The 18267-nt window shown below is 66.6% G+C and carries 12 protein-coding genes and 3 rRNA genes; 4 read left to right on the top strand and 11 right to left on the bottom strand.

Annotated elements, in window-relative coordinates; genetic code table 11:
* Nucleotides 1-111: 111 nt before the first annotated feature.
* From KY5_RS19450 to rrf, 3 genes are all read left to right on the top strand, one after another.
* Nucleotides 112-1637 (top strand): 16S ribosomal RNA (locus KY5_RS19450).
* A gap of 300 nt (nt 1638-1937) precedes the next feature.
* Nucleotides 1938-5063 (top strand): 23S ribosomal RNA (locus KY5_RS19445).
* 88 nt (nt 5064-5151) lie between these two features.
* Nucleotides 5152-5268 (top strand): 5S ribosomal RNA (rrf, locus tag KY5_RS19440).
* Together the 16S, 23S and 5S rRNA genes form the textbook arrangement of a ribosomal RNA operon.
* 106 nt (nt 5269-5374) lie before the next feature.
* Here the strand turns inward: rrf and KY5_RS19435 are convergent.
* The 5 genes from KY5_RS19435 to KY5_RS19415 form a co-directional block, all read right to left on the bottom strand.
* Nucleotides 5375-6043 (bottom strand): response regulator, encoded by a 669-nt coding sequence (locus KY5_RS19435; RefSeq protein ID WP_098243452.1) that lies wholly within the window; start codon nt 6041-6043, stop codon nt 5375-5377.
* Nucleotides 6040-7320, bottom strand: a complete 1281-nt coding sequence (locus KY5_RS19430; RefSeq protein ID WP_098247362.1) for a sensor histidine kinase — start codon at nt 7318-7320, stop codon at nt 6040-6042. The genes KY5_RS19435 and KY5_RS19430 overlap by 4 nt, the downstream gene beginning before the upstream one ends.
* A 39-nt stretch (nt 7321-7359) precedes the next feature.
* Nucleotides 7360-8178, bottom strand: a complete 819-nt coding sequence (locus KY5_RS19425) for an ABC transporter permease (RefSeq protein WP_098243451.1) — start codon at nt 8176-8178, stop codon at nt 7360-7362.
* On the bottom strand, nt 8175-9110 hold the full coding sequence (locus KY5_RS19420) for an ATP-binding cassette domain-containing protein (RefSeq protein WP_098243450.1): 936 nt from the start codon (nt 9108-9110) through the stop codon (nt 8175-8177). Before KY5_RS19420 ends, KY5_RS19425 begins: the two co-directional genes overlap by 4 nt.
* A 127-nt stretch (nt 9111-9237) precedes the next feature.
* Nucleotides 9238-10173, bottom strand: coding sequence for a helix-turn-helix transcriptional regulator (locus tag KY5_RS19415; RefSeq protein ID WP_098243449.1), 936 nt, complete (start codon nt 10171-10173; stop codon nt 9238-9240).
* Nucleotides 10174-10277: 104 nt separating this feature from the next.
* On the opposite strand from KY5_RS19415, the gene KY5_RS19410 reads away from it, so the two are divergent.
* Entirely contained in the window at nt 10278-11000 is a 723-nt protein-coding gene (locus KY5_RS19410; RefSeq protein WP_159072555.1) for an SDR family NAD(P)-dependent oxidoreductase, read from the top strand.
* A 10-nt stretch (nt 11001-11010) separates the two neighbouring features.
* Here the strand turns inward: KY5_RS19410 and KY5_RS19405 are convergent, their stop codons facing one another.
* From KY5_RS19405 to KY5_RS19380, 6 genes are all read right to left on the bottom strand, one after another.
* On the bottom strand, nt 11011-12498 hold the full coding sequence (locus KY5_RS19405; protein ID WP_098243447.1) for a type IV secretory system conjugative DNA transfer family protein: 1488 nt from the start codon (nt 12496-12498) through the stop codon (nt 11011-11013).
* Entirely contained in the window at nt 12488-13888 is a 1401-nt protein-coding gene (locus KY5_RS19400; protein WP_098243446.1) for an ATP-binding protein, read from the bottom strand. The genes KY5_RS19405 and KY5_RS19400 overlap by 11 nt, the downstream gene beginning before the upstream one ends.
* A 21-nt stretch (nt 13889-13909) precedes the next feature.
* On the bottom strand, nt 13910-15469 hold the full coding sequence (locus KY5_RS19395) for an SCO6880 family protein (protein WP_199843150.1): 1560 nt from the start codon (nt 15467-15469) through the stop codon (nt 13910-13912).
* Nucleotides 15466-16827 carry a hypothetical protein gene (locus KY5_RS19390; protein WP_098243445.1) on the bottom strand — a complete coding sequence of 454 codons (1362 nt, stop codon included), beginning with the start codon at nt 16825-16827 and terminating at the stop codon, nt 15466-15468. The genes KY5_RS19395 and KY5_RS19390 overlap by 4 nt, the downstream gene beginning before the upstream one ends.
* Nucleotides 16817-17665: a hypothetical protein gene (locus KY5_RS19385; protein WP_098247360.1), complete on the bottom strand. Its 849-nt coding sequence runs from the start codon at nt 17663-17665 to the stop codon at nt 16817-16819. The genes KY5_RS19390 and KY5_RS19385 overlap by 11 nt, the downstream gene beginning before the upstream one ends.
* Nucleotides 17666-17909: 244 nt before the next feature.
* Nucleotides 17910-18218, bottom strand: a complete 309-nt coding sequence (locus tag KY5_RS19380; protein ID WP_055570172.1) for a hypothetical protein — start codon at nt 18216-18218, stop codon at nt 17910-17912.
* Nucleotides 18219-18267 lie beyond the last annotated feature (49 nt).

The raw sequence follows: 18267 nt of genomic DNA, 5'->3' as shown, positions 1-18267 counted from the left end.
TACGGCCCTTGAGGCTCGTGCAGGCAGCACAGCGAGGACGCTGTGAACCGAGGGGATTATTCCTCTCCTTGGTTCCGCTCTCGTGGTGTCGCACCGGATTACCGGTACACATTCACGGAGAGTTTGATCCTGGCTCAGGACGAACGCTGGCGGCGTGCTTAACACATGCAAGTCGAACGATGAAGCCCTTCGGGGTGGATTAGTGGCGAACGGGTGAGTAACACGTGGGCAATCTGCCCTTCACTCTGGGACAAGCCCTGGAAACGGGGTCTAATACCGGATAACACCGTCTCTCGCATGGGAGAGGGTTGAAAGCTCCGGCGGTGAAGGATGAGCCCGCGGCCTATCAGCTTGTTGGTGAGGTAGAAGCTCACCAAGGCGACGACGGGTAGCCGGCCTGAGAGGGCGACCGGCCACACTGGGACTGAGACACGGCCCAGACTCCTACGGGAGGCAGCAGTGGGGAATATTGCACAATGGGCGAAAGCCTGATGCAGCGACGCCGCGTGAGGGATGACGGCCTTCGGGTTGTAAACCTCTTTCAGCAGGGAAGAAGCGAAAGTGACGGTACCTGCAGAAGAAGCGCCGGCTAACTACGTGCCAGCAGCCGCGGTAATACGTAGGGCGCAAGCGTTGTCCGGAATTATTGGGCGTAAAGAGCTCGTAGGCGGCTTGTCACGTCGGTTGTGAAAGCCCGGGGCTTAACCCCGGGTCTGCAGTCGATACGGGCAGGCTAGAGTGTGGTAGGGGAGATCGGAATTCCTGGTGTAGCGGTGAAATGCGCAGATATCAGGAGGAACACCGGTGGCGAAGGCGGATCTCTGGGCCATTACTGACGCTGAGGAGCGAAAGCGTGGGGAGCGAACAGGATTAGATACCCTGGTAGTCCACGCCGTAAACGGTGGGAACTAGGTGTTGGCGACATTCCACGTCGTCGGTGCCGCAGCTAACGCATTAAGTTCCCCGCCTGGGGAGTACGGCCGCAAGGCTAAAACTCAAAGGAATTGACGGGGGCCCGCACAAGCAGCGGAGCATGTGGCTTAATTCGACGCAACGCGAAGAACCTTACCAAGGCTTGACATATACCGGAAAGCATCAGAGATGGTGCCCCCCTTGTGGTCGGTATACAGGTGGTGCATGGCTGTCGTCAGCTCGTGTCGTGAGATGTTGGGTTAAGTCCCGCAACGAGCGCAACCCTTGTTCTGTGTTGCCAGCATGCCCTTCGGGGTGATGGGGACTCACAGGAGACTGCCGGGGTCAACTCGGAGGAAGGTGGGGACGACGTCAAGTCATCATGCCCCTTATGTCTTGGGCTGCACACGTGCTACAATGGCAGGTACAATGAGCTGCGAAGCCGCGAGGCGGAGCGAATCTCAAAAAGCCTGTCTCAGTTCGGATTGGGGTCTGCAACTCGACCCCATGAAGTCGGAGTTGCTAGTAATCGCAGATCAGCATTGCTGCGGTGAATACGTTCCCGGGCCTTGTACACACCGCCCGTCACGTCACGAAAGTCGGTAACACCCGAAGCCGGTGGCCCAACCCCTTGTGGGAGGGAGCTGTCGAAGGTGGGACTGGCGATTGGGACGAAGTCGTAACAAGGTAGCCGTACCGGAAGGTGCGGCTGGATCACCTCCTTTCTAAGGAGCACTTCTTACCGAGTTCGCTCGGTCAGAGGCCAGTACATCGGCGAATGTTCGATGCTGGTTGCTCATGGGTGGAACGTTGACTACTCGGCACGATGACTTGGCTTCACTAGTACTGCTTCGGCGTGGAACGTGAAAGTCAGGGGATCGGGTCGGGCACGCTGTTGGGTATCTGAAGGTACGGCCGGTTTCGGCTGCCTTCAGTGCCGACCCCAGTGCACTCGGATCTACTGGTTCGGGGTGATGGGTGGTTGGTCGTTGTTTGAGAACTGCACAGTGGACGCGAGCATCTGTGGCCAAGTTTTTAAGGGCGCACGGTGGATGCCTTGGCACCAGGAACCGATGAAGGACGTGGGAGGCCACGATAGTCCCCGGGGAGTCGTCAACCAGGCTTTGATCCGGGGGTTTCCGAATGGGGAAACCCGGCAGTCGTCATGGGCTGTCACCCGCTGCTGAACACATAGGCAGTGTGGAGGGAACGCGGGGAAGTGAAACATCTCAGTACCCGCAGGAAGAGAAAACAACCGTGATTCCGGGAGTAGTGGCGAGCGAAACCGGATGAGGCCAAACCGTATGCGTGTGAGACCCGGCAGGGGTTGCGCATGCGGGGTTGTGGGATCTCTCTTTCACAGTCTGCCGGCTGTGAGGCGAGTCAGAAACCGTTGATGTAGACGAAGGACATGCGAAAGGTCCGGCGTAGAGGGTAAGACCCCCGTAGTCGAAACATCAGCGGCTCGTTTGAGAGACACCCAAGTAGCACGGGGCCCGAGAAATCCCGTGTGAATCTGGCGGGACCACCCGTTAAGCCTAAATATTCCCTGGTGACCGATAGCGGATAGTACCGTGAGGGAATGGTGAAAAGTACCGCGGGAGCGGAGTGAAATAGTACCTGAAACCGTGTGCCTACAAGCCGTGGGAGCGTCGGACATCAAGCTTGCTTGGTGTCTCGTGACTGCGTGCCTTTTGAAGAATGAGCCTGCGAGTTTGCGGTGTGTTGCGAGGTTAACCCGTGTGGGGAAGCCGTAGCGAAAGCGAGTCCGAATAGGGCGATTTAGTAGCGCGCTCAAGACCCGAAGCGGAGTGATCTAGCCATGGGCAGGTTGAAGCGGCTGTAAGAGGTCGTGGAGGACCGAACCCACCAGGGTTGAAAACCTGGGGGATGACCTGTGGTTAGGGGTGAAAGGCCAATCAAACTCCGTGATAGCTGGTTCTCCCCGAAATGCATTTAGGTGCAGCGTCGTGTGTTTCTTGCCGGAGGTAGAGCACTGGATAGGCGATGGGCCCTACCGGGTTACTGACCTTAGCCAAACTCCGAATGCCGGTAAGTGAGAGCGCGGCAGTGAGACTGTGGGGGATAAGCTCCATGGTCGAGAGGGAAACAGCCCAGAGCATCGACTAAGGCCCCTAAGCGTACGCTAAGTGGGAAAGGATGTGGAGTCGCACAGACAACCAGGAGGTTGGCTTAGAAGCAGCCACCCTTGAAAGAGTGCGTAATAGCTCACTGGTCTAGTGATTCCGCGCCGACAATGTAGCGGGGCTCAAGCGTACCGCCGAAGTCGTGTCATTGCGATATATACCCCCAACGGGGATCGTGATGGGTAGGGGAGCGTCGTGTGCCGGGTGAAGCCGCGCCGGAAGGCAGTGGTGGACGGTTCACGAGTGAGAATGCAGGCATGAGTAGCGATACATACGTGAGAAACGTGTGCGCCGATTGACTAAGGGTTCCTGGGTCAAGCTGATCTGCCCAGGGTAAGTCGGGACCTAAGGCGAGGCCGACAGGCGTAGTCGATGGATAACCGGTTGATATTCCGGTACCCGCTGTGAAGCGTCAAACATCGAATCAGGCGATGCTAAGTCCGTGAAGCCGTCCCGATCTCTTCGGAGTTGAGGGAAGTGGTGGAGCCGACGGACCAGACTTGTAGTAGGTGAGTGATGGGGTGACGCAGGAAGGTAGTCCAGCCCGGGCGATGGTTGTCCCGGGGTAAGGGTGTAGGACGCAAGGTAGGCAAATCCGCCTTGCACATAGTCTGAGACCTGATGCCGAGCCGATTGTGGTGAAGTGGATGATCCTATGCTGTCGAGAAAAGCCTCTAGCGAGTTTCATGGCGGCCCGTACCCTAAACCGACTCAGGTGGTCAGGTAGAGAATACCGAGGCGTTCGGGTGAACTATGGTTAAGGAACTCGGCAAAATGCCCCCGTAACTTCGGGAGAAGGGGGGCCATCACCGGTGATGAGTCTTGCACTCTGAGCTGGGGGTGGCCGCAGAGACCAGCGAGAAGCGACTGTTTACTAAAAACACAGGTCCGTGCGAAGCCGTAAGGCGATGTATACGGACTGACGCCTGCCCGGTGCTGGAACGTTAAGGGGACCGGTTAGTGCGCTTTCGGGCGTGCGAAGCTGAGAACTTAAGCGCCAGTAAACGGCGGTGGTAACTATAACCATCCTAAGGTAGCGAAATTCCTTGTCGGGTAAGTTCCGACCTGCACGAATGGCGTAACGACTTCTCGACTGTCTCAACCATAGGCCCGGTGAAATTGCACTACGAGTAAAGATGCTCGTTTCGCGCAGAAGGACGGAAAGACCCCGGGACCTTTACTACAGTTTGATATTGGTGTTCGGTTCGGCTTGTGTAGGATAGGTGGGAGACTGTGAAGCGGGCACGCCAGTGTTCGTGGAGTCAACGTTGAAATACCACTCTGGTCGTGCTGGATGTCTAACCTCGGTCCGTGATCCGGATCAGGGACAGTGTCTGATGGGTAGTTTAACTGGGGCGGTTGCCTCCCAAAGAGTAACGGAGGCGCCCAAAGGTTCCCTCAGCCTGGTTGGTAATCAGGTGTTGAGTGTAAGTGCACAAGGGAGCTTGACTGTGAGACCGACGGGTCGAGCAGGGACGAAAGTCGGGACTAGTGATCCGGCGGTGGCTTGTGGAAGCGCCGTCGCTCAACGGATAAAAGGTACCCCGGGGATAACAGGCTGATCTTCCCCAAGAGTCCATATCGACGGGATGGTTTGGCACCTCGATGTCGGCTCGTCGCATCCTGGGGCTGGAGTCGGTCCCAAGGGTTGGGCTGTTCGCCCATTAAAGCGGTACGCGAGCTGGGTTTAGAACGTCGTGAGACAGTTCGGTCCCTATCCTCTGTGCGCGTAGGAATATTGAGAAGGGCTGTCCCTAGTACGAGAGGACCGGGACGGACGAACCTCTGGTGTGCCAGTTGTCCTGCCAAGGGCATGGCTGGTTGGCTACGTTCGGAAAGGATAACCGCTGAAAGCATCTAAGCGGGAAGCCTGCTTCGAGATGAGTATTCCCACCCCCTTTGAGGGGTTAAGGCTCCCAGTAGACGACTGGGTTGATAGGCCAGATCTGGAAGCCCGGTAACGGGTGGAGGTGACTGGTACTAATAGGCCGAGGGCTTGTCCTCAGTTGCTCGCGTCCACTGTGTTGGTTCTGAAACCACGAACAACCGTCGTAGCCATGTGCCACGGCTCCGGTTGACAGTTTCATAGTGTTTCGGTGGTCATAGCGTGAGGGAAACGCCCGGTTACATTCCGAACCCGGAAGCTAAGCCTCACAGCGCCGATGGTACTGCAGGGGGGACCCTGTGGGAGATTAGGACGCCGCCGAACTATTTTTAGGGAAAACCCCCGCACCATTTGGTGCGGGGGTTTTCTGCGTTCTGACGTCCTGACGTTCTGACGCCTTTTACGACGGGTGCCTTTTTGTGGGCGCCTTTTACGAAGGGCTCACCAGCTTCGTGTCGTAGGCCAGAATGACCGCCTGCACCCTGTCCCGCGCTCCCGTCTTCGCGAGGATGCGGCCCACGTGCGTCTTCACCGTGGATTCCGCGAGATGCAGCCGGGCCGAGATCTCCGTGTTCGTCCAGCCCTGGCCGATGACCGTCAGGATTTCCCGCTCGCGGTCCGTGAGCGACACGATGCGGGGATCCTGGGAAGGGTCGGCGGGGACGGCCGACGTGGGCAGGTGATCGGCGTACGCGTCGAGGAGACGGCGGGTCAGGCTCGGGGCCACCACCGCGTCGCCCGACGCGACCGCGCGGATTCCGGAGAGGAGATCCTCCGGCAGCGCGTCCTTGATGAGGAAACCGGACGCCCCGGCGCGCAGACCGGCGTACGCGTATTCGTCGAGGTCGAACGTCGTGAGGATCAGTACGCGCGTGCGGTCGCCCGCCGCGACGATGCGGCGGGTGGCCTCGATGCCGTCGAGGCCCGGCATGCGGATGTCCATCAGGACGACGTCCGGATGGAGTTCGGCGGTCATGCGGACCGCCTCGCTGCCGTTGCCCGCCTCGCCCGCGACCGACATGTCGTCCTGGCTCTCCAGGAGCATGCGGAAGCCGAAGCGCTGCATGGGCTGGTCGTCGACGAGGAGCACGGTGGTCACGGTGTCTTGTCGTCCTTCGCGGGAGAGAGCGGGAGGTGGAGGTGGACCCGCCAGCCGCCCGATGGGCGGGGGAGCGGGCCGGCCTCAAGTGTGCCGTCGTACAACGAGGTTCGCTCGCGCATTCCGGTCAGACCTCGGCCGCTTCCCGTGTCCGTGCGCGTGCCGGGGGCGCCGGGAGCGCGGCCGGTGCCGGTGTCCGTGACGTCGACCGTCACCCCGTCGGGGGCGTACGTGACGTCGACCGTCGCCGTGGCGTCCGGGCCGCCGTGCTTGAGGGTGTTGGTGAGGGCTTCCTGGATCACGCGGTAGACGGCGAGTTGGCGGCCCGCGGGGACCGACTCGGGGGCGCCGCGCACCGTGGAGCGTACGGGGAGGCCCGCGGCCCGTACGCCGTCGATGAGCTGGGCCAGGTCGGACAGGGCGGGCTGCGGGGCGAGTTCGGCGGTGGCGGGGGCGTCGTCGCTCAGGACGTCGAGGAGGCGGCGCAGTTCGGAGAGGGCCTGCCTGCTGGTGGTGCCGATGGCTTCGAGGGCCTGGGCGGCGCGTTCGGGGGACTTGGCGGCCGCGTACGAGCCGCCGTCCGCGAGGCCCGTGATGACCGAGAGGTTGTGGCCGATGATGTCGTGCATCTCGCGGGCGATGCGGGTGCGTTCGGCGGCGGTGGCGAGCCGCGCCTGCTGGTCGCGTTCGACTTCGAGGCGCTGGGCGCGTTCGACGAGGGCCGCGGTGTGGTCCTGGCGGGAGCGCACCGCGATGCCGAGGAGCGCGACGAGGGAGTACGCCCAGAGGTAGGGGACGATCTGCGCGTCCCAGCTGTCGTCGGGGAAGCGGACGACGCCGACGACGAGCGGCAGCGTCATCATCGCGCCCGCCGTGCCGAGGGTCTTCAGGGGCAGCCGCAGGGCGATGTTGAACAGGACGATGAGCTGGAGCATCGCGGCCTGGAGCAGCGCGCCAGAGGCGCTGTTGACGAGGCCGACGGCCGACGTGAAGGCGAGCACGGCCATGGGGTGGCGGCGGCGCCAGAGGAGCGGTACGGAGAAGCAGAGGCTCATGACGATGACCAGCGGCTGCGGGACGCCGGGGTCGGCGGCGACGGTGCGCCAGCCGTCGCCCGCGACGTCGGTGATGGCGACGATCACGTAGAAGCCGGTCAGGAGCAGGTCCCAGACCAGCGGGTGGCGCCGGTCGATGGCGCGCACCCGCTGGGTCAGGCGTTGGAGGTACGGGAGGCCGGTGGTCGATCCGGTGGTCGACGTCGGCCGTATCTCGGTCACCGCTTCATCCTCGTACACGAGATCGTTTCGCACACGGGTTCAGACGTCGCGACGCTTGAGGAGCACGGACGCCCCGGCGATGAGCGCCGCGGTCCACAGCGCGAGGGTGAGCAGGGCGGTGCCGGGAGCGATGGTGTCCTCGACGCGGGCGACCGAGCCGAGGGAGCTCGCGGCCTGGGCGGGCAGGTACCTGACCGCGGTGTCGACGAAGTCGAAGGGCAGCGTCTTCAGGATCTCCGGCAGGATGAGGACGGCGGCGATGAACGCCCCGATGGCGCCGGGCACCGAGCGCAGCAGCGCGCCGAGGCCGAGGGCGATCAGGCTCATCAGGGTGATGCCCGCGGCGCTGCCCGCGAGGGCGCCCAGGACGCCGGGGTCGGCGAGCGACAGCTTCTTGTCGGTGTCGGAGAGCCAGATCTGGGCGGTGAGGAAGGTGCCGGTGTTCGTCACGAGGGTGGCCGTGAACGCGACGCCCGCGAAGACCGCGGCCTTGGACCACAGGACGGGCAGCCGGTGCGGGACGGCGGTGAGGGAGGCGCGGATCATGCCCGTCGCGTACTCGCCCGCGATGACGAGGATGCCGAGGACGGCGAGGCAGATCTGCGAGAGCTGGGTGCCGAAGAGGACGAAGACGACCGTGTCGATCTCGGAGTCGTCGCCGTCGTAGGTGGCGCCCATCATGATGCCGACGGAGAGGACCAGGGCGCTCGCGGTGATCAGGGTGATCCAGGTGGAGCGGAGGGTCCACAGCTTGTGCCACTCGGAGCGCAGGATGCCCTTGGTGGTGAGGCGGTAGGGCGCGGGAGTGGTGGGCGTCGCGGGGGTGTTCTGGGCGGGGGCGGTCTGGAGGGTGCTCATGCCGCTGCTCCTTCGGACTGGGCGAGTGACGGGGCGGCGACGTATTCGACGGAGTCCCGGGTGAGGTCCATGAACGCCTGCTCCAACGAGGCTTCCTGCGGGGTGAGTTCGAAGAGCGGGATGCCGTGGGCCGCCGCGGTGCGGCCGATGTGTTCGGCGTCCGTGCCGCGGACGTCGAGGGTGCCGGGGCTCTCGCAGGAGATCCGCACGTCGGGGCCGGTGAGCAGCTCGGTGAGGAGTCCGGCCTCGGGGGTGACGACCTTGACGGATCCGGTGCCGGATTCGCGTACGAAGCGTTCGACGGTGGTGTCGGCGAGGAGCCTGCCGCGGCCGATGATGATCAGGTGCTCGGCGGTGAGGGCCATCTCGCTCATCAGGTGGGAGGAGACGAGGATCGTACGGCCTTGTGCGGCAAGGGACTTGAGGAGGTTGCGGATCCACAGGACGCCCTCGGGGTCGAGGCCGTTGACGGGCTCGTCGAGGATGACGGTGGCGGGGTCGCCGATCAGCGCGGCCGCGATGCCGAGGCGCTGGCCCATGCCGAGCGAGAAGCCCTTCACGCGCTTGCGGGCGACCTCCTGGATGCCGACGAGGTCGAGGACCTCGTCGACGCGCTTCTTCGGGATCGAGTGGGTGTGGGCGAGCGCCATGAGGTGGTGGTACGCGGAGCGGCCCGGGTGGACGGAGCGGGCTTCGAGGAGGGCGCCCACCTCGTGCAGGGGCGCGGGGTGGGCCGCGTAGGAGCGGCCGCCGACGGTGGCGCGGCCGCGGGTGGGGGCGTCGAGGCCGAGGAGCATCCGCATGGTGGTGGACTTGCCCGCGCCGTTGGGGCCGAGGAAGCCGGTGACGGCGCCCGGGTGGACCTCGAAGCCGAGGTCCTCGACGACGGTCTTGCCGCCGTAGCGCTTGGTCAGTTCGTGAGCACTAATCATGTCCTCGATGCTGCTGCGGGCGGCGGCGCGGATCGTCGGACCGGGGGCGGGAGATGGGCGGCGGGGGTAGTACCCGGGTACGACGGGGGCCCTGAGGCGGGCTAGAGCGCGGGGTCCGTCCGGGCGATCAGAGGTCCGGGTCCGCCCGGGCGATCAGATAGCCGAGCTGGGCCCGGGACTGTGACCCCAAGTCCCGGGAGATGGCGGCGACATGGGCGGCGACCGTGCGCCGCGACACCCCGAGGCGGCGGGCGATCGCGTCGTCCGTGAGGCCGGAGACGAGGAGCTTCATGACCGCGCGGCGGGCCTCGTCGACGATGAGCGGCTCGCGGTGGCGGGCTGCGGTCGGCTCCGCCACCGGTTTCGCCCGGTCCCAGGCGTCGTCGAAGACGGCGGCGAGGTGTGCGACGACGGTGGGGTGCCTGATCTCGACGGCGCCCGCGTCCTGGTCGCAGAGGTAGGCGGTCGTGCGGTCGCACAGGATCATGCGGCCGGTGAGCTGTTGCAGGGTGCGGACGTGGCCGCCCGCCCGCTCGATGTCCTGGATGTGCCGCCACCGCGCGGCGTGGGTGCGGGCCGCGTGCGGGTACAGCGCCCGGTGCGTGACGCCGGGCGGGACGGGGGCGGGGGCGGGGAGGGTCGTCATGAGCTCGGTGCGGCAGTCGCGCACGGCCTGTTCCAGGAGCGCGGGGACGGCGTCCGCGCCCTCGACGAGGGTGAGCCAGTCCTGGGACTCGCGGCGTGCGGCGCGGTAGATCGCGTGGACCGGAGAGAACCCGGAGCCGATGGACCGCAGCCGCTCCTGCTGGGCGTCGAGCAAGTCCCTCACGGGTTGGAGGAGTTCGGTCTCGGCGACATGGGGCGACACGGGTACGAGGACTTCGGGGTCGTCCGGGGGAGGCGTCAGCAGACCGAGGCGTACGAGGCAGTGGGGCGCTGTCGCGCGCGGCAGGCAGCCCTTGACGACCGCGGCGCGGTAGCGGCTGAGGCCGTCGGCGCAGGGGGCCTGGGCGGTGTCGGTGCAGTGGCAGCCGGTTCCTGGCCCCTTTGCGTCATCGTGCATCGCACGATTATGCACCGGGAATTCCAAGGCTCAGGTGTCGTACTGCTGTGAGACTCGAAGTGACAAAGGTCGTTCGCTTGGGAATCAAAGGGAATGTGGTTCGTGTGAATCTCTCCGGCAGTACAGTCGTCATCACGGGCGCGGGCAGCGGCATCGGTCTCGCGACCGCCGAACTCGTCGCACGGCGCGGCGCCCGCGTCGTGCTCACCGACCGCAGCGCGGACGTCGTGCGTCCGCAGGCCGAGCGGATCGCCGAACTGACGGGCTCGGAGGCCGAGTTCCGCGCACTCGACGTCACCGACGGGGCGGCGGTGGAGGAGGTCATGGGGTCGGTCGGCACCATCGACCACCTCTTCACCTGTGCGTCAGGGGCCGTGGTCGCGCCCTTCGAGGAGCTCACCGAGGCGCGGGTGCGGCAGTTCTTCGAGGTCAAGTGGTGGGGGCAGTACCGGTGCCTGCGGGCCGCGCTGCCGTACGTCCCGAAGGAGACGGGGTCGGTCACGCTCGTCTCCGGATACCTCTACCGGAAGGTCGACCCCGGCTACTTCGCCTTCGCCGCGGTCAACGGCGCGGTCGAGGCCGCCGTGAAGTCCCTCGCCATCGAGCTGGCGCCGCTGCGGGTCAACGCGGTCGCGCCGGGGCCGACCGATACGCACGCGCACCTCATGTCCCCCGAGGAGCACGGCGCCTACCGTGCGGAGATCGCGCGGCTGCTGCCGGTCGGACGGCCCGGCTCGGCGGAGGAGGTCGCGCATGCCGCGGCGTACTTGATGGAGAACACGTTCACCACGGGGACGACGCTGGACGTGGACGGCGGCAAGCGCTGAACCCCCGTGACTATGCGGGGAGTTCGCTGTCCGGCCAGCGCGTACGTCCCTGTTCCCGCGAGCGCAGCAGGGCCAGGGTCGGCAGGCCGCGGTCCGCGCCGGTGGTGAGCAGCTCCGGCAGCTCGGGCAGCGGAGCCACCGCCGCGACGTCGTCGAGGACGAGCGTCACTGGTGGGTCGAGCCGACCGGAGGATGACCGTTCGGCCATGCGCCGGCCGTGCTCGACCACGCTGGAGGCGAGTGCCGTGAGCAAGGGCATGGCACCCGGGCCTTGGCGGGACTTGGGATCCTCGATCGCCTCACCCACCACAAAAAGCGTGCCCCCTTCATCGACGAAGGAATCCAGGGTGAGCGCATCAGTTCGGTTCGGGGTGCAGGATTCGCGTACGTGGACGGTGAAGAGGGCGGAGAGGGCGCGGGCGGTCAACTCCTGTGCCATGTCCTTGCGTTCGGCGTAGGCGGTGAGGACCGCCTCCAGTTCACCGGCTGCGCCCGATGACGCCTTGGGGTGCGTACGGAGGATGCGTACGGCCTCCTGGACCTGGGTGCCCTGGGACCAGCGGTGGACGTGCTTCATGGGTTTGTCGCCGACCGCGGCCGCGTGCAGGAAGCTGCGCATCAGGGTCTCCGCGGTGTCCGCGACGGCGCTGTCCAGCTTGGCGCTCGGCCTTATCGGCGCGAGCAGGGCGGCCGCGCGGTGGGCCGCTGTCGCCTTGTCCTCGCAGCCCGCGGTGGGGGACCAGTGCATGCGGGCGGGGGTGTCGCACAGGTGCGAGGGGTCGTAGAGGAGGACGGGGCCGAGCTTGGCCCGCGCGTCCTTCGTCTCCGCCCACAGGGTGGGGTCGGAGGTGATGATCAGGGCTGCGCCCTCGGCGTCCTGGATGGCTTGTAGCGCCAGCGGTCTGCGGGTCGCGGGGTCGCCCAGTACGAGGGGCGTACGAGGGGGTGGCACGGTCGGCACCGGGACGCTGTGCTCCACGCCTCCGGCGCGGAGGTCGTCGTGACGCTCGGTCGGGACCGGCTCCCTGGGCTCCGCGCCTGCGGCACGGGGCTCCCACCCGTCCACCCGTTCCGTCACCGGAGGCGTCGATGTCTCCGACCCGCCCCCTTCAGCCCGCCGCGCCTTCCGTACCGCCCTCCACCGCACCACCGTCCCCATGACGAAGATCGTCAGCACCACGAGGATCATCAGCTGGCCGATGAACAGGCCCCAGAACAAGCCGTACCCGGAGAGCTGCCCCGGAGGCGTCTGCGGCCACGCGCCCGCCAGGTCGTGCGGCCGGCCCACCAAGTGGCGTACGGAAAGGGGCGTATGACCGAAGGTCACATGCTCGGGCCAGGAGCCGTGGGCGAACCAGCCCGCGAGGCCCGTCGCGGACCAGACGAGCACCGTGGACCCGAGCAGGAACCCGAGGAAGCCCACCAACACCCCGTCGGGAATGCCCCGTTCAGGCCGCTGCGGGACTCTGCGTCCGCCCCGCTCCCACTCATCCCGCATGCTGCTCCATGTACGCCGCCCGCTGCTCCGCCTCCAGCTCGGCCGCCCGCATCGCCTCGTCGGTCGGTCCCTCGTCGGGGAGGTCGGCCGACGACTCGGTCATGGCGCGGTCGGTGAAGACCAGTGGTCGTTCCGTCTCGGTGATGAGGTGCTTGACCACCTGCACGTTGCCGTTCACGTCCCAGACCGCGATGCCGGGGGTGAGGGTGGGGATGATCTCCACCGCCCACCTGGGGAGCCCGAGCACCCGGCCCGTCGCCCTCGCCTCGTCCGCCTTCTGGGCGTAGATCGTCCGGGTGGAGGCCATCTTCAGGATCGCCGCCGCCTCCTTGGCGGCCGCGCCGTCCACCACGTCGCTCAGGTGGTGCACCACCGCCACGAAGGACAGGCCGAGCCGTCGGCCGAACTTCAGCAGGCGCTGGAACAGCTGCGCGACGAAGGGGGAGTTGATGATATGCCACGCCTCCTCCACCAGGAAGATGCGCTTCTTGCGGTCGGGCCGGATCCACGTGTGCTCCAGCCACACGCCGACGATCGCCATCAGGATCGGCATCGCGATGGAGTTCCGGTCGATGTGCGAGAGGTCGAAGACGATCAGCGGGGCGTCGAGGTCGATGCCGACCGTCGTGGGGCCGTCGAACATGCCCCTGAGGTCACCGTCGACCAGCCGGTCGAGCACCAGGGCCACGTCCAGGCCCCAGGCCCGCACGTCGTCTATGGCGACGTTCATCGCCTCGGCCGACTCCGGCTCGGGGTGCCGGAGCTGCTCGACGATGTCGGTGAGGACGGGCTGACGCTCCACGATGGTCTCGTTGACGTACGCGTGGGCGACCTTCAGCGCGAAGCCCGAGCGCTCGTCGAGCCCGTGCCCCATGGCGACCTCGATGATGGTCCTCAATAGCGCGAGCTGGCCCGTCGTCGTGATCGCGGGGTCGAGCGGGTTCAGCCGGATCCCCATGTCCAGGGCGGCCGTCGGGTCGAGCCGGATGGGAGTTATCCCCAGCTCCTGGGCGATGAGGTTCCATTCGCCGACGCCGTCCTCACCCTGTGCGTCCAGGACCACGACCTGGCGGTCCTTGAACCTCAACTGCCGAAGGACGTACGTCTTCTCAAGCGCCGACTTGCCGTTGCCTGACTCGCCGAGCACCAGCCAGTGCGGGGCGGGGAGCTGCTGCCCGTACAGCATGAAGGGGTCGTAGATGTAGCCCTTGCCGGAGTAGACCTCGCGCCCGATGATCACGCCGGAGTCGCCGAGCCCCGGCGCGGCCGTCGGCAGGTAGACCGCCTGGGCCTGCCCCGTCGACGTGCGCACCGGCAGCCTGGTCGTCTCGACCTTCCCGAACAGGAAGGACGTGAAGGCGTCCGTGAGGATGGTCAGCGGATCCCGCATCTCAGCAGCCTGCCTCTACGTCTAGCGTCGGATGCCGGTCGCGAACGGCAGCGTATTCACGAAGGCCCTGTGGTGCTCGCGGTCGCACCACTCCAGCTTCAGATACGACTTGCCCGCTGAGGCGCGGATGGTGCGCTTGTCGCGCGCGAGTGCCTCCGGGGAGCGGGACGACACCGTGATGTAGCCGACCAGGTTGACGCCCGCCGCGCCGCTCGCCAGGTCCTCGCCGCGCTGGTCGAGGCGGGAGTGCGAGGCGATGTCGCGGGGGTCGACGGTGCGGTTCATCTTGGCCTGGCGGCTGGCCTCGGCCTCGTCGTTCGTCTTCTCCGTCAGCATCCGCTCGATGGCGACCTCGGTGGGTTCGAGGTCCATCGTGACGGCGACCGTGCGGATCACGTCCGGGGTGTGCACGAGCAGCGGCGCCAGGAAGTTCACGCCGACCGGCGTCATCGGCCACTCCTTCACCCAGGCCGTGGAGTGGCACCAGGGCGCGCGCGTCGAGGACTCGCGGGTCTTGGCCTGGAGGTAGGTCGCCTCCATGGCGTCGAGCTCGGCGGGCCAGGCGTTGCGCTTCGTCATCGCCTGGATGTGGTCGATGGGGTGGTCCGGGTCGTACATGGAGTGCACGAGGGAGGCGAGGCGGCCCTGGCCGAGCGGTTGCCGTACGCGGATGTCGGCCTCCTGGAGGCGCGAGCAGATGTCGGTCAGCTCGCGCGCCATGACCACGGCGAGTCCGGCGTCCTTGTCGAGCTTCCTGCCGCCCTGCGGGCGTGCCGCGCGGGCCATCGCCTGCGCCTCACCGGCCAGCTCGCGGGAGTAGTGCATGCAGGCGACGAGGTAGGCGCGGTGCTGCTCGCTGCTGGTGGACACCATCGACTGCAGCTGGTCGTAGGAGCCCTTGAGCCAGGGCAGCGCCCGGTCGTCGCCGCGCTGGCTGACGTCCTTGGCGTGCGCGTCCGGGTCGGCGGGCAGCGTACGGGCGAGCATCTGGAGCCGCGTCACGAAGCCGTCGCCGTTCGCGACGTGCTTGAGGAGCGTGCCGAACCGGTCGACGAGCGCTTCCTGGTCCTCGGAGTCGCGAAGCCCCACGCCCGGGCCCTCGATCTCGATGGCCGCGGTGACGGTCCGCCGGTCCGCGTGCAGCAGCACGGCGATCTCGTCGGGGCCGAACGGCGCGGCCAGCCAGTTGATGCGGCCGATGCCGGGCGGCGGCCCGACCTCGACTTCCCTTCCGTCGGCCCTGACGCCCGCCTCGGGGGCGGCGGAGCGGTAGGTGGTACCGCGCTTGAGGGACCGCTTGTAACTGCGGTTGATCTCGAACCACTTGTAGAACGTGCGGTGCTTGTACGGGACGTACACCGCCGCGATGGCGAGCATCGGGAAGCCCATGAGCAGCACGATGCGCAGGGAGAGGACGGGGACGAGGAGCCCGCACATCATGCCGAGGAACGCCCCCGCGATGATCAGGGCGATCTCCCCGGTCTCGCGGTTCTTGCCGACGATCGCGTTCGGCCGGGCGCGGCCGATCAGATATGTGCGGCGGGGCGCGACCGGCTGGGACACGTGGGACTGGGTCGTCAACGCCCTTCACCTCCCGAGCGGTTGGTACTGCTGTTGCGGGCGCCGCCCCGGTTGCCCGAGTGCGGCGAGTTCGTCGCGCTGCTGCGCGGCGGGGGTGCGGCGGAGGGGACAGATCCGCCGCCGTTCGATGAGCCGCCGCCCCCGCCTGCGGCGGGTCGGCTGCTGTGGGCGGCGACACCGCCGCTGGCGGGGTTGGCGGGCCGCGCCTGGCTGGTGTTGTTGCCGCCCTGGTTGCCGCCGCCGTTCCCCCGGGAGCTGTGGGTCTTGATGCCCTGGGAGACGAGGGAGGCGGGGGAGCTGATCACGGCGGCGGCCTTGTTCTCGGCGCCGCCCATGATGCGGTTGTTGCGGGAGTTGGCGATCTCGTCGCCGAAGCCCGGTACGAAACGGTAGATCATGGCGCTCGCGAAGATGGCGAGCAGGATGATCGAGAGCCCGGAGACGACGGCGGAGAACGAGTCGGGGCCGTCGTCGGCGGAGAGCGCGCCCGCGAGGCCGAGCACGATCACGATGATGGGTTTCACGAGGATCACCGCGATCATGATCCCGGCCCAGCGCCGGACGTGCCCCCACAGGTTCTTGTCGACGAGCCCCGCGTACACGACGGTGCCGAGGAGCGCTCCTACGTAGAGCAGCGCGGCCCTGATGACGAGCTCCAGCCACAGGACACCTGCGGCGAGGATCGACACCAGCGAGACCACGATCAGCATGATCGGTCCGCCGCCGATGTCCTCCCCCTTCTTCAGCGCACCCGAGAACGTCCCGAAGAACTGGTCGGTCTGCCCCCCTGTCGCCTTCGCGATGACGTCCGACACGCCGTCGGTCGCCGAGACGACGGTGTAGAGGATCAGCGGCGTGAAGGCGGAGGCGAGGACGGTGAGCCAGAGGAAGCCGATGGCCTCGGACAGGGCGGTGGTGAGCGGGACCCCCCGCACCGCCCTCTTCGCCACGGCGAGCAGCCACAGGAGGAGGGTCAGGATGGTGGAGGCGGCGAAGACGACGGCGTACTGCTGGAGGAACTTGTCGTTGGTGAAGTCGACGTTGGCGGTGTCCTTCACGGCTTCGGAGAGTTTGTCCACGGTCCAGGAGGCGGCGTCTGCGCAGCCCTTTGCGAGGGCGCGTAGGGGGTCGAGGTCGGAGGTGATGGGGGGAGAGGCGGGGTACTTTCCACCGCCTCCGCTGTCCTGCCCCTTCTCGCAGTACTCCTTCGCGGGCCCGCGGATGAGGTCGCACGGGTTGTCGGAAGGCTTGGGATCCGGTGCCGCGAAGACACGGGTGGCAAGCAGCACGGCCGACGTCTGCACCGTGGTGAAGGCGGCGGCGAGCGTGAGGGTGCGGCGTCGGGCGCTACCGGGCATAAGTGAACCCTCCGAACTGCTCCACTGCCTTCGCCATGTCGTCGGCTGTGGACGCCCGCTGGTCGCGGCCGACCGGGACGGGGCCGTCCTTCTGCCGGAAGTCGGCGACCTTCCAGTCGCCGTCGACCCACCGCAGCTCGTAGGTGTTCGTGAACCAGCTCTCCGACACCGGGTTCTTGGTGTCCTCGCCCGCCAGGCCGAAGAGGGACGAGTACCAGATCTCGACGGTTGCTCTGTCGCCGCTGAACTTCGTGGCCTTGGTGCCCACGGGGATGATGCGCGAAACGAACTGCGTGTTCTTGGGCGCGGAGCCGTCGGCGTTCAGACCGATGTTCGTCAGGAACTTCTCGCTCGAGTACACCTTGTCCAGCGAGGACTGACGCTTGGCCGCCTCGTCCGGGGTGTAGACCGCGTCCACGATGCCGTGACGCTGGTTCTTGTCGAACATCTCGGCCGAGCCCAACGAGACCGCGTAGTTCGCCGCGGCACTCTGCGCCCCCTGCTCATCATGCGCGAACCCCGAAGGAATCCCCGAGTTCTTGCCCTCCACCGGCTTCTCCCCGGTAGGGGCCGTCGCCGACGACCCCGCCTTCTTCCCGTCCCCACCCCCCGAAGAGGACTCGTCCCCCCGGTTGGCGAACGCGATCGCCGCGATCAGCAGCACCACCACGCCCACGACAGTGACCAGACTGCGCGACGAGGACCGCCCGCCGCCGCGGCCGGATCTGCGCGCGCCGCCGTAGACGTCGTCGCCACCGCCCTCCCCCTCGGGGAGCCGCGTCCTGGTCTCTCCCGTGCCGCCGAAGAGGCCGTCGTTCCGCTCGTCGTCGGGACTCATGCCGCGCATGCCCCCTCAAGCTCTCGCTGAACCGCCACGTGGGACATGTACGACGGTAGCCGTGCGGGTTCCCGCGCGGGCGCGGTGTGGTGACTCGACATCAGGGAGTTGCAACCTCAGCCGGTGGGCACGACGGACGGGTGGGGAGAGGGGGACAGGGAGAGGAGGGGACGTGGGGAGAGAGGGGACGTGGGGAGGGACGTGGGGGACGTGGGGAAAGGTTCCGGTCGGGCGGGTGGGACCGCTAGACCGCCATGCCGTACACGATGGTGAACAGCGTGCCGAGCGAACCGATGATGAAGACGCCGGTCAGGCCCGCGATGATCAGGCCTTTGCCCTGCTCCGCGCTGAAGGTGTCGCGCAGCGCCGTCGCGCCGATGCGTTGCTTCGCCGCGCCCCAGATCGCAATGCCGAGACAGAGGAGGATGGCGATCGCCATCACGACCTCGATCATCACGCGTGCCTCGTTGCCCAGGCTCCCGAAGGGACCCCAGTCGGGGGCGATCCCGCCGATGATGGTGGTGATGTCGCCCTTTTCGGCTGCCATAAGCATGTGTAACTCACCGCCCCTAGTGGGTTGTTCTGGCTCCTCTGCCTACCTC

This window comes from Streptomyces formicae, from assembly GCF_002556545.1.
Lineage (GTDB): Bacteria > Actinomycetota > Actinomycetes > Streptomycetales > Streptomycetaceae > Streptomyces > Streptomyces formicae_A.
Note: the sequence above shows the minus strand (reverse complement) of the source record. Positions and strands in the feature narration are given on the sequence as shown.

Bases quoted from the DNA above. Each gene is read 5' to 3' on its own strand.
- KY5_RS19425 (WP_098243451.1), bottom strand. From the start codon at position 8,178: ATGAGCACCCTCCAGACCGCCCCCGCCCAGAACACCCCCGCGACGCCC.
- KY5_RS19420 (WP_098243450.1), bottom strand. From the start codon at position 9,110: ATGATTAGTGCTCACGAACTGACCAAGCGCTACGGCGGCAAGACCGTC.
- KY5_RS19415 (WP_098243449.1), bottom strand. From the start codon at position 10,173: ATGCACGATGACGCAAAGGGGCCAGGAACCGGCTGCCACTGCACCGAC.
- KY5_RS19405 (WP_098243447.1), bottom strand. From the start codon at position 12,498: ATGCGGGATGAGTGGGAGCGGGGCGGACGCAGAGTCCCGCAGCGGCCT.
- KY5_RS19400 (WP_098243446.1), bottom strand. From the start codon at position 13,888: ATGCGGGATCCGCTGACCATCCTCACGGACGCCTTCACGTCCTTCCTG.
- KY5_RS19390 (WP_098243445.1), bottom strand. From the start codon at position 16,827: ATGCCCGGTAGCGCCCGACGCCGCACCCTCACGCTCGCCGCCGCCTTC.
- KY5_RS19385 (WP_098247360.1), bottom strand. From the start codon at position 17,665: ATGAGTCCCGACGACGAGCGGAACGACGGCCTCTTCGGCGGCACGGGA.
- KY5_RS19380 (WP_055570172.1), bottom strand. From the start codon at position 18,218: ATGCTTATGGCAGCCGAAAAGGGCGACATCACCACCATCATCGGCGGG.